The 13503-nt window shown below is 53.5% G+C and carries 14 protein-coding genes; all 14 read left to right on the top strand.

The annotated features are described in order from the left end of the window. Window positions 1-112 precede the first annotated feature (112 nt). The 14 genes from msrP to IBT54_RS23550 all read left to right on the top strand — a co-directional run bounded on the left by msrP (window position 113) and on the right by IBT54_RS23550 (window position 13260). A complete protein-coding gene (msrP, locus tag IBT54_RS23615) occupies window positions 113-1117 on the top strand; it encodes a protein-methionine-sulfoxide reductase catalytic subunit MsrP (protein WP_013359209.1) in 1005 nt (334 codons plus the stop codon). 3 nt (window positions 1118-1120) lie between these two features. Further along, window positions 1121-1723, top strand: a complete 603-nt coding sequence (gene msrQ / locus IBT54_RS23610; protein ID WP_033784679.1) for a protein-methionine-sulfoxide reductase heme-binding subunit MsrQ — start codon at window positions 1121-1123, stop codon at window positions 1721-1723. Between the two features lie 232 nt (window positions 1724-1955). Further along, window positions 1956-2408 (top strand): type II 3-dehydroquinate dehydratase, encoded by a 453-nt coding sequence (gene aroQ, locus IBT54_RS23605; protein WP_013359211.1) that lies wholly within the window; start codon window positions 1956-1958, stop codon window positions 2406-2408. Window positions 2409-2433: 25 nt separating this feature from the next. Beyond that, complete coding sequence (gene accB / locus IBT54_RS23600; RefSeq protein ID WP_013359212.1) at window positions 2434-2895, top strand: acetyl-CoA carboxylase biotin carboxyl carrier protein; 462 nt, start codon at window positions 2434-2436, stop codon at window positions 2893-2895. 11 nt (window positions 2896-2906) lie between these two features. Further along, a complete protein-coding gene (gene accC / locus IBT54_RS23595) occupies window positions 2907-4256 on the top strand; it encodes an acetyl-CoA carboxylase biotin carboxylase subunit (RefSeq protein ID WP_013359213.1) in 1350 nt (449 codons plus the stop codon). Window positions 4257-4328: 72 nt separating this feature from the next. Beyond that, window positions 4329-4571, top strand: coding sequence for a YhdT family protein (locus IBT54_RS23590; protein WP_013359214.1), 243 nt, complete (start codon window positions 4329-4331; stop codon window positions 4569-4571). After that, window positions 4561-6006, top strand: coding sequence for a sodium/pantothenate symporter (gene panF, locus IBT54_RS23585; protein ID WP_201253207.1), 1446 nt, complete (start codon window positions 4561-4563; stop codon window positions 6004-6006). Before IBT54_RS23590 ends, panF begins: the two co-directional genes overlap by 11 nt. Window positions 6007-6022: 16 nt before the next feature. Then, entirely contained in the window at window positions 6023-6904 is an 882-nt protein-coding gene (gene prmA, locus IBT54_RS23580; RefSeq protein ID WP_013359216.1) for a 50S ribosomal protein L11 methyltransferase, read from the top strand. Window positions 6905-7271: 367 nt separating this feature from the next. After that, window positions 7272-8237, top strand: coding sequence for a tRNA dihydrouridine synthase DusB (gene dusB / locus IBT54_RS23575; RefSeq protein WP_013359217.1), 966 nt, complete (start codon window positions 7272-7274; stop codon window positions 8235-8237). A 23-nt stretch (window positions 8238-8260) separates the two neighbouring features. After that, window positions 8261-8557: a DNA-binding transcriptional regulator Fis gene (fis, locus tag IBT54_RS23570; RefSeq protein ID WP_003855228.1), complete on the top strand. Its 297-nt coding sequence runs from the start codon at window positions 8261-8263 to the stop codon at window positions 8555-8557. A gap of 544 nt (window positions 8558-9101) precedes the next feature. Continuing rightward, the gene (locus IBT54_RS23565) at window positions 9102-10127 is read left to right on the top strand and encodes an amino acid ABC transporter substrate-binding protein (protein ID WP_095706608.1); all 1026 of its coding nucleotides are present in this window, start codon (window positions 9102-9104) and stop codon (window positions 10125-10127) included. 68 nt (window positions 10128-10195) lie between these two features. Further along, window positions 10196-11374, top strand: a complete 1179-nt coding sequence (locus IBT54_RS23560) for an amino acid ABC transporter permease (protein ID WP_033784127.1) — start codon at window positions 10196-10198, stop codon at window positions 11372-11374. Between the two features lie 15 nt (window positions 11375-11389). Further along, window positions 11390-12490 (top strand): amino acid ABC transporter permease, encoded by a 1101-nt coding sequence (locus IBT54_RS23555; protein WP_013359220.1) that lies wholly within the window; start codon window positions 11390-11392, stop codon window positions 12488-12490. 8 nt (window positions 12491-12498) lie between these two features. After that, on the top strand, window positions 12499-13260 hold the full coding sequence (locus IBT54_RS23550) for an amino acid ABC transporter ATP-binding protein (RefSeq protein ID WP_013359221.1): 762 nt from the start codon (window positions 12499-12501) through the stop codon (window positions 13258-13260). Window positions 13261-13503: the final 243 nt, after the last annotated feature.

Below are 13503 nucleotides of genomic sequence, written 5' to 3'. Positions count from 1 at the left end.
CGCATTCTCATCGCGCAGGCCAGCCAGGAAATTTCACATTTTCAGGGCGAAACTGGCTGATATCAGCGATAGTCATCATGCTGGTTGATGACATCCTGTCTGGAGAAGCCCCATGAAACGCATACCCTGTCTGACCGAAGCCGACGTAACGCCGGAAAGCATATTTAATATGAAGCGCCGCCAGGTGCTGAAAACACTGGGACTGAGCGCTGCGGCGATGGGTATGCCGGGCGTGGCAAATGCCGATATCCTCAGCTGGTTCAAAGGCAACGATCGCCCACCTGCCCCAGCAGGCCGGCCGCTCGACTTCACCAAACCGGCGCAATATCAGGCCGATCTGACGCTGACGCCTGCGGATAAAGTTTCTGGCTACAACAATTTCTACGAGTTCGGGCTGGATAAGGCCGATCCGGCTGCCAATGCCGGAACATTGAAAACAGAGCCCTGGAAACTGACCATTGATGGCGAAGTGTCGAAGCCCGTAACCCTGGATATGGATGACATCTTCAAACGCTTTGCTATGGAGCAGCGAATTTATCGCATGCGCTGCGTGGAGGCCTGGTCGATGGTGGTGCCCTGGGTAGGCTTCGAGCTGAATAAACTTCTCTCGCTGGCGGAACCCACCAGCAAAGCGCGCTTTGTTGCCTTTCAGACGCTCTACGATCCCGAGCAGATGCCGGGCCAGAAGGATCGCTTTATTGGCGGTGGCCTCAATTATCCCTATGTCGAAGGTTTGCGTCTGGATGAAGCAATGCATCCGCTAACCATACTGACCACCGGTGTCTATGGCAAAGCGCTGCCGCCGCAGAATGGCGCGCCGATTCGTCTGACGGTGCCGTGGAAATATGGCTTTAAAGGCATTAAGTCGATCGTCAAAATCACGCTGACCGACAAACAGCCGCCAACCACCTGGAACCAGATTGCCGCCGACGAGTATGGTTTTTATGCCAATGTGAATCCCCACGTTAATCATCCACGTTGGTCACAGGCGACAGAGCGGTTTATTGGCCCAGGCGGCAGTCTGAAGGTCGAACGTCAGCCAACGCTACTGTTTAACGGCTATGCCGAACAGGTGGCGTCGCTCTACCGCGGCATGGATTTACGGGAGAATTATTAGGTGGTGCGCCTGTCGATAAAACAGATCATGTGGCTCAAGGTGATTCTGCACCTGGCAGCCCTGTTGCCGCTGGTCTATCTGGTGCTTGCCGCGATGCAGGGTGGTCTGAGTGCGGACCCGGCAAAAGATATTCAGCATTTTACCGGCCGCATGGCGCTGAAGCTGCTGCTGGGTACGCTGCTGGTTTCACCACTGGCACGCTACGGCAGGCAGCCGTTATTAATCCGCACCCGGCGCCTGCTCGGCGTCTGGACGTTTGTCTGGGCCTCTCTCCACCTGCTGAGCTACTACCTGCTGGAATTGGGCGTGGATAATCTGCGTCTGCTGGGCAGCGAACTCATCTCCCGGCCCTATCTGACACTGGGAATTATCAGCTGGCTGATATTACTGGCTCTGGCGGTAACGTCGTTTCAGCGCGCTCAGCGCAGGCTTGGTAAACGCTGGCAAACCCTGCACAACGCGGTCTATCTTGTGGCGATTCTGGTACCGATTCACTATATCTGGTCGGTAAAAACCGTGTCCCCGCAGCCACTTATCTATGCCCTCCTTGCTGCATTGCTGTTAGCCTGGCGTTACAAAAAATTTCTCAAATGGTGGCCCCGCTAGCACTTCACCCGTTGTTTTCCTCTGCTGTTTTCTGATAAAAGATGTGGCCCGCAGGCCACATCCGATCATCTTCGCAGATAAGACCAGTATTTTGCTGCGAAATGACACGAAACGGATATAATACCCGGCTTTATTGCTCGTCGGGTCTTCTTTTTCAGCCTGAAAGGTGACAAATGAAGATTCGCAAGGTATTTTACGCGATGCCTCAATGATTGCGGGAGATGGCAGCACGATGGCGCATAAATTACATATTCTGCTTTTAAACGGGCCCAACCTGAATCTGTTGGGAACACGTGAACCTGAGAAGTATGGTCATTCCACGCTGAGTCAGATCGTTGATGATTTGACGCGTCAGGCAGACCAGTTGAATGTGGAATTGAGCCACCTGCAAACCAATGCTGAATTTCAGCTGATTGATCGCATTCATGAGGCCAAAGGCAATGTGGATTATATCATCATTAATCCTGCAGCGTTTACCCATACCAGTGTCGCACTGCGTGATGCCCTGCTGGCGGTAGAAATACCGTTTATCGAGGTTCATCTCTCAAATGTGCATGCCCGCGAGCCCTTCCGTCATCACTCCTATCTTTCTGATGTTTCTGCTGGCGTGATCTGTGGGCTTGGCGCTGACGGCTACACATGGGCTTTACAAACGGCAGTAAAACGCCTGTCTCAAACTAATTAATCAAACTGAGTACGGAACCCCACTCATGGATATTCGTAAAATTAAAAAACTGATCGAACTGGTTGAAGAGTCTGGCATTTCTGAGCTGGAAATCTCTGAAGGTGAAGAGTCCGTTCGCATCAGTCGTGCACCTGCAAACGTGGGTTACCCGATGATGCAGCAGGCTTACGCTGCGCCGGTTCAACAGCCTGCTCTGGCGACAGCCGTTGCCCCTGTTGCAGCCGTTGCCGAAGCGGCACCGGCTGAAATCAGCGGTCACATCGTGCGTTCACCAATGGTAGGTACCTTCTACCGTACGCCGAGCCCGGATGCGAAAGCCTTTGTGGAAGTTGGCCAGAAAGTGAATGCCGGCGATACCCTGTGCATCGTCGAAGCTATGAAAATGATGAACCAGATCGAAGCTGACAAATCAGGCGTGGTGAAAGCTATCCTGGTTGAAAGCGGTCAGCCGGTCGAATTTGACGAGCCACTGGTTATCATCGAGTAACGGGGCAGATCATGCTGGATAAAATTGTTATTGCTAACCGTGGTGAGATCGCACTGCGCATTCTGCGTGCCTGTAAAGAACTGGGCATCAAGACTGTTGCGGTACACTCAAGCGCGGATCGTGACCTGAAGCACGTGCTGCTGGCAGACGAAACCGTCTGCATCGGCCCGGCGCAGTCAGTCAAAAGTTACCTCAACATCCCGGCGCTGATCTCTGCAGCAGAGATCACCGGCGCGGTGGCGATTCACCCTGGCTACGGCTTCCTCTCTGAGAATGCCGATTTTGCTGAGCAGGTTGAGCGCTCCGGCTTTATCTTTATCGGCCCGAAAGCAGATACCATTCGCCTGATGGGTGACAAAGTTTCTGCAATCAATGCGATGAAGAAAGCAGGCGTCCCGACCGTACCCGGTTCTGACGGTTCGCTGACGGATGATATGGAAAAAAACCGTGCCTTTGCCAAGCGCATCGGTTATCCGGTCATCATCAAAGCGTCTGGCGGCGGCGGCGGTCGTGGTATGCGCGTAGTGCGCGGCGACAAAGATCTGGAAGAATCCATCAACATGACGAAAGCGGAAGCCAAAGCGGCTTTCAACAACGACATGGTCTACATGGAGAAGTATCTGGAGAATCCGCGCCACATCGAGATTCAGGTACTGGCTGACGGTCAGGGCAACGCGATCTATCTGGGCGAACGTGACTGCTCCATGCAGCGTCGTCACCAGAAAGTTGTCGAAGAAGCGCCAGGCCCAGGCATCACAGAAGAACAGCGTCGCTTTATCGGCAACCGCTGTTCCCAGGCCTGTATTGAGATTGGCTATCGCGGCGCAGGTACCTTTGAGTTCCTGTACGAAAACGGTGAGTTCTACTTCATTGAGATGAACACCCGTATTCAGGTAGAACATCCGGTAACCGAGATGATCACCGGTGTGGACCTGATCAAAGAGCAGCTGCGTATTGCTGCCGGTCAGCCACTGTCAATTAAACAGGAAGATGTGATCATTCGCGGACATGCGGTCGAGTGCCGTATCAACGCTGAAGATCCAGTCACCTTCCTGCCAAGCCCGGGTAAAATCACCCGCTTCCACGCGCCAGGCGGTTTTGGCGTGCGCTGGGAGTCGCATATTTACTCAGGCTACACCGTACCGCCTTATTACGACTCCATGATCGGCAAGCTGATCACCTATGGCGAAACGCGTGACGTGGCTATCGCTCGCATGAAAAATGCGCTGGCGGAACTGATCATCGACGGTATCAAAACCAACGTTGAACTGCAGATGAAAATCATGTCCGACGAAAACTTCCAGCACGGTGGAACCAATATCCACTATCTGGAGAAAAAACTCGGCTTGCACGAGAAATAATCGCAACGCTGAGTCAGTCTGAGGCCGGTTAATCCGGCCTTTTTCTTTTGCCGCTGGCGTTAAGGTTGAATCATGGATGCTCGTTTTATACAGGCACATAAAGAGGCGCGCTGGTCGCTTTACCTCACACTGCTCTGGCTCGCCGCCTGGGGGCTCTCTGCCTGGCTGGGTGGCAGTGAAATCGGTATTACCGGCCTGCCGCGCTGGTTTGAACTCTCCTGCCTGTTTGCTCCCCTGTTGTTCATTTTTCTGTGCTGGATGATGGTGCGTGTGATTTTCCGCGACATGCCGCTGGAGGATCAAAGTGAACAGTGAAATTATCCTGCCGTTACTGATTTATCTGGTGCTGATTGCCGCGCTGTCGGTATTTGCCGTCCGTAAAAAGCGTGAAGGCAGCTTCCTGACTGAATATTTCCTTGGCAGCCGTTCCATGGGCGGATTCGTACTGGCGATGACGCTCACTACCACCTATATCAGCGCCAGCTCATTTATCGGGGGTCCCGGTGCCGCCTACAAATATGGGCTGGGCTGGGTATTGCTGGCGATGGTGCAGGTTCCCGCCGTCTGGCTTTCGCTGGGTGTGCTGGGGAAAAAGTTTGCCATTCTGGCACGCAAGCATAATGCGGTAACGCTGAATGATATGCTCTATGCCCGCTATCAGAGCCCGCTGCTGATCTGGCTGGCGAGTCTGAGTCTGCTGATTGCCTTTATCGGTGCCATGACGGTGCAGTTTATCGGTGGTGCACGGCTGCTCGAAACCGCCGCTGGCATCCCGTATGACACCGGCCTGCTGATTTTTGGTGGCACCATCGCGCTCTATACCGCTTTCGGTGGATTCCGTGCCAGCGTACTCAATGACGCCATGCAGGGCATTGTAATGCTGATTGGTACTTTTCTGTTGCTGTTCGCAGTGATTCATCAGGCAGGTGGCCTGAGCACGGCGGTGCAGAAACTGCATGACATCGATCCGGCTCTGCTGTCGCCACAGGGGCCGGGCGAGATTATTACGCCAACCTTCCTCAGTTCGTTCGTTGTGCTGGTCTGCTTTGGGGTGATTGGCCTGCCGCATACGGCGGTGCGCTGTATCTCTTATAAAGACAGTAAGGCCGTCCATCGGGCCATTATTCTGGGCACTATTGTCGTGGTGGTGTTGATGCTGGGCATGCATCTGGCCGGTGCGCTGGGCCGCGCGGTACTGCCGAATCTGACCGTGCCGGATAGCGTCATTCCGACGCTGATGATCACTGTTCTGCCACCGTTAGCGGCCGGACTGTTTCTGGCAGCCCCGATGGCCGCAATTATGTCGACAATCAATGCCCAGCTGTTACAGGCTTCAGCCACACTGATTAAAGATCTCTACCTGCGTGTCGCCCCGCAGCAGCTGGAAAATGAGTCACGGCTGCGGCTGTTATCTGGCACCATTACCTTCGCACTGGGTATCCTGCTGCTGATTGCGGCATGGAATCCGCCCGATATGATTATCTGGCTCAACCTGCTGGCATTTGGCGGCCTGGAGGCGGTTTTCCTCTGGCCGCTGGTTCTGGGCCTCTACTGGGAACGTGCCAATGCCGCAGGCGCCATCACCGGCATGATAACAGGTGGAGGCTGCTACGCTTTTATGGCGAGCCTTAACCTGCAGATTCTGGGTTTTCACCCTATCGTGCCCTCCCTGCTTTTAAGCCTGCTGGCATTTCTGGTGGGCAACCTGTTTGGACGCGCGCCGCACGTGGCCGACGCGCCGCAACATTGACGGAAAGAGAGACGTTATGCCGTGGATTCAAATCAAAATTAACAGCTCAGGTGAACATGCGGAAACGCTGAGCGATGCGCTGATGGAGATCGGTGCGGTTTCAGTCACCTTTCAGGATACCAACGACACGCCAGTGTATGAGCCGCTGCCAGGCGAAACGCGCCTGTGGGGCGACACCGACGTTATCGGCCTGTTCGATGCAGAAACAGATATGGCCCTGATTACTGCCGAACTGGCGCAGCATCCGCTGCTGGGTGACGGTTTTCGTCACCGGATCGAACAGATCGAAGATAAAGACTGGGAGCGCGAATGGATGGAAAACTTCCACCCGATGCGCTTCGGCGAGCGTCTCTGGATCTGTCCGAGCTGGCGTGATGTGCCGGATCCTGATGCCGTCAACGTCATGCTCGATCCCGGTCTGGCCTTTGGCACCGGTACGCATCCCACCACCTCGCTCTGTCTGACGTGGCTTGATGGGCTGGATCTGGAAGGCAAAACGGTGATCGATTTCGGCTGTGGATCCGGGATCCTGGCGATCGCCGCCCTGAAGCTGGGCGCGGCTCAGGCGATCGGCATTGATATCGATCCGCAGGCTATTCAGGCCAGCCGGGATAATGCTAAACGCAACGGTGTCTCCGATCGCCTGTCGCTCTATCTGCCCCACCAGCAACCTGACAATCTGCAGGCTGATGTGGTGGTAGCCAATATCCTGGCAGGCCCGCTGCGTGAACTGGCACCGTTGATCAGGGTACTGCCGAAGTCTGGCGGTCACCTGGGTCTTTCGGGCGTGTTAGAGAGCCAGGCGGAGAGCGTCTGTGAGGCCTATGCCAGCGAGTTCACACTCGACCCGGTTGCGGTCAAAGAGGAGTGGTGCCGGATTACCGGGATTAAATCCTGATTTTAGCGCTTGTCCGTTTGCGCTGATATCGCCGTCGCCATAACAAAGCGGCTTTACAGAATATTCAGCCAGCCCGTAGCGTAAGTTGCGGGCTTTCCCGATTTGAAATGGATGCTTGTATCGTTAATCACGGCATGTGACGTTTTTTATCTGGCGAATTGACGTACTTTTCTGGAAAAACTTTTGCTCACAATTTCAGCATAAATAGCTAAATCATTGTTATTTAAGACTATTAATGAATAACACCGATCATCATCCGGATTTCATTGATCTTTCTTGCTGATTGTTCAAAGTTTGGCCTTTCATCTTCCTGCAAAAATGCGTAATATACGCCGCCTTGCAGACACAGTATGGCCATTCTGACTTCATGCGTATTGGAAACCTCCAGCTGAGAAATCGACTGATTGCAGCACCGATGGCCGGTATTACCGACAGGCCGTTCAGGACGCTGTGTCACGAAATGGGTGCAGGCATGGCAGTTTCTGAGATGCTGTCTTCTAACCCGGAAGTCTGGGCTAGCGACAAATCTCGATTACGTATGGTTCACAGTGATGAGCCAGGCATTCGCGCCGTGCAAATTGCCGGTTGCGATCCCAGTGAAATGGCGCAAGCTGCACGCATTAATGTTGAGGCTGGTGCACAGGTCATCGACATTAATATGGGATGCCCTGCCAAGAAGGTTAACCGCAAAATGGCGGGTTCAGCCTTGCTGCAATATCCCGCCGTGGTGGAGTCTATTCTCTCCGCAGTGGTTAATGCAGTGAATGTGCCGGTTACGCTGAAAATTCGTACTGGCTGGGATCCTGAAAACAGGAACTGTGTCGCGATTGCCCAATTGGCTGAACGCTGCGGTATACAGGCTCTGACGATACATGGTCGCACTCGTGCCTGCCTGTTCAACGGAGAAGCTGAATATGACAGCATTCGGACAGTTAAGCAGAGTGTCTCCATTCCGATTATCGCGAATGGAGACATAACTGACCCGCATAAAGCCAGAGCGGTGCTCGACTATACAGGGGCCGATGCTCTGATGATAGGACGCGCTGCTCAGGGAAGACCGTGGATCTTCCGGGAAATCCAGCATTATCTGGACACTGGGGAGTTGCTTGCCCCGCTGCCGATGGCAGAGGTCAAGCGCTTGCTTGTTTCGCATATACGTGAGCTGCACGACTTTTACGGTTCAGGCAAGGGATACCGTATAGCGCGAAAGCACGTCTCCTGGTACCTGCAGGAGCACGCCCCGAATGACCAGTTTCGGCGCACATTCAACGCCATAGAGGATGCCAGCGAACAGCTGGAGGCGTTGGAGGCATACTTCGAAAATCTTGCGTAACGAAATAAAGAGCTGAAAGAACTATGTTCGAACAACGCGTAAATTCTGACGTACTGACCGTTTCTACCGTTAACTCACAGGATCAGGTAACTCAAAAACCTTTGCGTGATTCGGTTAAACAGGCACTGAAGAACTATTTTGCTCAACTGAATGGTCAGGATGTGAGCGACCTGTATGAGCTGGTTTTGGCTGAAGTCGAGCAGCCTCTGTTGGACATGGTGATGCAGTACACCCGTGGCAACCAGACCCGTGCTGCCCTGATGATGGGTATCAACCGCGGTACGCTGCGTAAGAAATTGAAAAAATACGGCATGAACTGATTTTTAGTTCTGTCTGTTAATCACGCCAGCCTTCGGGCTGGCGTTTTTATTTGTGCGTCATCGCACAAAGTAACGGCAGGGAGAGTGAAACAGTTGCCTGTCGTATGGTAACTATAGTTGCAATCGCTGGCGTGATATTTCATCCCCTCGCTTTCGTCCGATCTGATTTGATTTAAGTAATGTCCTGCCTCCAGCTTTGCTGCCTATGCCCGTCACTACTGGGCATGTGACGTCCTGCGCATAAAAAAGCAACGTCTTCTCTTCATACATTTCTGCCTGAGCGAGCGCTCACACTGCTCTCATATAGTGAAACTATTTGCACTAAATGTGATCGGGTCGACTCGCATTGCTTCCTTTTGGTGCGCCATATTAGCGAAACTTTCCAGGTGCTTCTGATTATTAACCGTTCTTTCATACGAATTCAGGATTCTGCAAACCTGGCATCAGCTTTGCAGAGTCGTGGATGGCTGACCGCCACAGACAGGAAAAACGCACACCAAAGTGCGCAAACATAACAACATGATCCCGCCACACAGGATGCTTTATGAAAAAGATGATGCTCTCTACGCTGATCGCTGCCGCCTCGCTGGTTGCCATTACTCAGCAGGCACAAGCAGGCACCACACTGGATGCGATAAAGAAAAAAGGTTTTGTTCAATGTGGTATCAGTGACGGCCTGCCGGGCTTCTCCTATGCAGATGCTGGTGGCAAGTTTACCGGTATCGATGTGGATGTGTGTCGTGCTGCCGCCGCCGCGGTATTCGGCGATGCGACCAAAGTGAAATATACCCCGCTGACCGCAAAAGAGCGTTTTACCGCGCTGCAGTCAGGTGAAGTGGATGTACTTTCACGTAACACCACCTGGACCTCATCGCGTGATGGCGGCATGGGCTTCCTGTTTGCGGGCGTGAACTATTACGACGGCATCGGCTTCCTGACTCACCAGAAAGCCGGTCTGAAAAGTGCGAAAGAGCTGGATGGTGCCACCGTCTGTATTCAGGCGGGAACAGACACCGAGCTGAACGTGGCAGACTTCTTCAAAGCCAACAAAATGCAATATACGCCGGTGACTTTCGACCGCTCTGACGAGTCAGCTAAGGCGCTGGACAGCGGTCGCTGCGATACGCTGGCGTCTGATCAGTCTCAGCTTTATGCCCTGCGCATCAAGCTCGGCAAACCCGATGAATTTATCGTCCTGCCAGAAGTGATCTCCAAAGAGCCGCTGGGACCCCTGGTGCGTCGTGGTGATGATGACTGGTTCACCATCGTCAAATGGTCGCTCTACGCCATGCTGAATGCCGAAGAGATGGGCATCAACTCGAAGAATGTTGATCAGATGACAGCTAAGCCGACCACGCCAGATATGGCGCATCTGCTGGGTGCTGAGGGTGACTTTGGTAAAGATCTGAAGCTGGATAACAAGTGGGCCTATAACATCATCAAACAGGTCGGCAACTATCAGGAAAGCTTTGACCGTAACGTCGGTAAAGACAGCGCACTGAAGATCGCGCGCGGTCAGAATGCGTTGTGGAACCAGGGCGGGATTCAGTACGCACCACCGGTACGTTAACAGACCTCACCAATCGGGCACCGTATTCTGCGGTGCCCTACCCCAGCTTTCGTTACTGAGGTTTCAACATGTCACAACGCCCAACCGTGAAAAGGGATTTTTCATTTGGTAATCCCACGGTTCGCGCCTGGATTTATCAGTTCATCGCCGTCGTCGCGGTGCTTGGTGTGGTGGGTTATCTGGTGCATAACACCATTATCAACCTTGCCAATCGCGGCATTACATCAGGGTTTGGATTTCTTGAGCGCACTGCCGGTTTCGGCATCGTTCAGCATCTGATTGAGTACACGGAGGGAGATACCTACGCGCGCGTGTTTCTGGTCGGATTAACCAACACGCTGCTGGTCTCTGCACTCTGTATTGTTTTCGCGTCGATTCTCGGATTCGCGGTCGGTCTTGCCCGCCTTTCTGATAACTGGCTGCTGCGGAAGCTCTCGAATATCTATATCGAAACCTTCCGTAATATTCCGCCTCTGCTGCAAATCTTCTTCTGGTACTTCGCGGTATTACGCAATCTGCCAGGCCCGCGTCAGGCGCTGAATGCGTTTGATCTGGCCTATGTAAGCAATCGCGGACTCTACGTCCCGTGGCCGACCTATGCACCAGGCAGCTGGCCGTTTGTTATCGCACTGCTGCTGGCCGTGGCTGTCAGCTATGGCCTGTACCGCTTTAACCGTCAGCATCAGCTGAAAACCGGTGAGTTACGTCGTACATGGCCCGCCGCTGTTGCAATGCTGATCCTCTTTCCTTTACTTGCGCACCTTGGGTTTGGTGCAGCAACGCACTGGGATGTGCCGCAACTGCGCGGGTTCAATTTCCGTGGCGGCTCGGTGATGATTCCGGAGCTGGCGGCGCTGACCCTGGCACTGTCGATCTATACCTCGTCGTTTATCGCTGAAGTCATCCGCTCGGGGATTCAGTCGGTGCCGCATGGTCAGCACGAAGCTGCACGCTCGCTGGGTCTGCCAAATCCGGTGACGCTGCGTCAGGTGATTATTCCGCAGGCCATGCGCGTCATTATCCCGCCGCTGACCAGCCAGTATCTGAACATTGTGAAGAACTCCTCACTGGCAGCTGCTATCGGATATCCCGATATGGTGTCGCTGTTCGCGGGATCGGTGCTGAATCAGACCGGTCAGGCCATCGAGACGATTGCTATCACAATGGGCGTTTACCTGATTATCAGTCTGCTGATATCGCTGCTTATGAACTTCTACAACCGCAAAATTGCGCTGGTTGAGCGTTAAGAGAACGGGATAACTATGTCTGTCACTACGCATGAAACGCCCCCCGTGCCGACGACGCCTGTCAGTCGCGCCTGGCTTTGGGCTCGTAAAAACCTGTTTTCCAGCTGGTTTAACACGTTACTGACGCTGTTTTGCATCTGGGTTATCTGGCACGTCATTCCGCCTGCGCTGAACTGGCTGGTCTTTCAGGCAAACTGGATTGGCACTACGCGCGCCGATTGCACCAAAGAAGGTGCCTGCTGGGTCTTTATCCATGCGCGTTTCGGTCAGTTCATGTATGGGCTTTATCCACATGAGCTGCGCTGGCGTATTAACCTGGCGCTGGTGATTGGTCTGCTGTCGATTGTGCCGATGTTTCTCAAAAGCCTGCCCTATCGTGGACGCTACATTGCGGCCTGGGCCGTCATCTATCCGGTGATTGTCTGGTTCCTGCTGTATGGCGGCTATCTGGGACTGGAACGTGTGGAAACACGTCAGTGGGGCGGGTTAACGCTGACGCTGATTATCGCGTCGGTCGGTATTGCCGGTGCATTGCCGCTGGGCATCCTGCTGGCGCTTGGCCGTCGCTCACGGATGCCGGTGGTCCGCACGCTGTCGATTATCTTTATTGAGTTCTGGCGTGGCGTGCCCCTGATTACCGTACTGTTTATGTCATCGGTGATGCTGCCGCTGTTTATGTCTGAAGGCACCACCATTGATAAGCTGGTGCGTGCCCTGGTCGGTGTAATCCTGTTCCAGTCCGCCTATGTGGCGGAGGTGGTGCGCGGTGGCCTGCAGGCATTGCCGAAAGGTCAGTATGAGGCTGCAGAATCGCTGGCGCTGGGCTACTGGAAAACGCAGATGCTGGTCATTCTTCCCCAGGCACTGAAGCTCACCATCCCTGGCCTGGTTAACACCATCATCGCACTGTTTAAAGATACCAGCCTGGTCATCATCATTGGTCTTTTCGATCTGTTCAGCAGCGTCCAGCAGGCAACGGTCGATCCGACCTGGCTGGGCATGTCGACTGAAGGTTATGTCTTTGCTGCACTGGTCTATTGGATTTTCTGTTTTAGCATGTCGCGCTACAGCCAGTATCTGGAAAAGCGCTTTCACACCGGGCGTACATCGCACTGAGGTTTTACATGACTGACTCTATGACACACTCTTCCGACGCGTTGATGATTTCGCTTGAGAACGTGAATAAATGGTACGGGCAGTTTCACGTACTGAAAGACATCAACCTGCAGGTTAAACCCCGAGAGCGCATCGTGCTGTGCGGCCCTTCCGGCTCCGGCAAATCGACCACGATCCGCTGTATCAACCATCTGGAAGAGCATCAGCAGGGGCGTATTGTTGTTGACGGTATCCACCTTAATGACGACGTACGTAACATTGAGCGCGTACGCACAGAAGTGGGGATGGTATTCCAGCACTTCAATCTCTTCCCGCATCTGACTGTTTTACAAAATTGCACGCTGGCACCTTCCTGGGTGAGAAAGATTCCAAAGAAGGAAGCGGATGAACTGGCTATGCATTATCTGCAACGCGTGCGTATTGCTGAGCATGCGCATAAGTTTCCGGGTCAGCTTTCCGGGGGACAGCAACAACGTGTCGCCATCGCTCGCTCACTCTGTATGAAGCCTAAAATTATGCTGTTTGATGAGCCAACGTCAGCGCTGGATCCTGAGATGGTTAAAGAGGTGCTGGATACGATGATTGGTCTGGCTGAGGATGGGATGACCATGCTGTGCGTCACCCACGAAATGGGCTTTGCCCGAACGGTGGCTGACCGGGTGATCTTCATGGATCGAGGTGAGATCGTCGAAGTTGCGCCACCGCAGGAGTTCTTTGCGAATCCTCAATCGGAGCGTACCCGGGCGTTTTTATCGCAGGTTATTCACTGATTACCGACTCCGTTCATCTTACTACCCGGCCTGGTGCCGGGTTTTTTATGGCCTGACCAGCAGGTGCATTGAGCTGACTAACTGGATGCGATGATAAAGGTAAGGGACAGAAGGCTGATAAGAGGAGGTTTTATTGCAGATTATCGGCTTGCCACAACGAAAAAAGCCCTTCGCATATGCGAAGGGCTCTCTCTTATTTGATGCCTGGCAGTTCCCTACTCTCGCATGGGGAGACCCCACACT

Origin of the sequence: Pantoea sp. S62 (assembly GCF_016658625.1) — a bacterium.
In the GTDB taxonomy this organism is placed as follows: Bacteria; Pseudomonadota; Gammaproteobacteria; order Enterobacterales; family Enterobacteriaceae; genus Pantoea; species Pantoea vagans.
Note: the sequence above shows the minus strand (reverse complement) of the source record. Positions and strands in the feature narration are given on the sequence as shown.

Excerpts from the sequence above, each read along its gene's own strand:
- IBT54_RS23590 (WP_013359214.1), top strand. The coding sequence starts at position 4,329 with ATGGATGCTCGTTTTATACAGGCACATAAAGAGGCGCGCTGGTCGCTT.
- aroQ (WP_013359211.1), top strand. The coding sequence starts at position 1,956 with ATGGCGCATAAATTACATATTCTGCTTTTAAACGGGCCCAACCTGAAT.
- prmA (WP_013359216.1), top strand. The coding sequence starts at position 6,023 with ATGCCGTGGATTCAAATCAAAATTAACAGCTCAGGTGAACATGCGGAA.
- dusB (WP_013359217.1), top strand. The coding sequence starts at position 7,272 with ATGCGTATTGGAAACCTCCAGCTGAGAAATCGACTGATTGCAGCACCG.
- accB (WP_013359212.1), top strand. The coding sequence starts at position 2,434 with ATGGATATTCGTAAAATTAAAAAACTGATCGAACTGGTTGAAGAGTCT.
- IBT54_RS23565 (WP_095706608.1), top strand. The coding sequence starts at position 9,102 with ATGAAAAAGATGATGCTCTCTACGCTGATCGCTGCCGCCTCGCTGGTT.
- msrP (WP_013359209.1), top strand. The coding sequence starts at position 113 with ATGAAACGCATACCCTGTCTGACCGAAGCCGACGTAACGCCGGAAAGC.
- accC (WP_013359213.1), top strand. The coding sequence starts at position 2,907 with ATGCTGGATAAAATTGTTATTGCTAACCGTGGTGAGATCGCACTGCGC.
- IBT54_RS23560 (WP_033784127.1), top strand. The coding sequence starts at position 10,196 with ATGTCACAACGCCCAACCGTGAAAAGGGATTTTTCATTTGGTAATCCC.
- IBT54_RS23555 (WP_013359220.1), top strand. The coding sequence starts at position 11,390 with ATGTCTGTCACTACGCATGAAACGCCCCCCGTGCCGACGACGCCTGTC.
- IBT54_RS23550 (WP_013359221.1), top strand. The coding sequence starts at position 12,499 with ATGACTGACTCTATGACACACTCTTCCGACGCGTTGATGATTTCGCTT.
- fis (WP_003855228.1), top strand. The coding sequence starts at position 8,261 with ATGTTCGAACAACGCGTAAATTCTGACGTACTGACCGTTTCTACCGTT.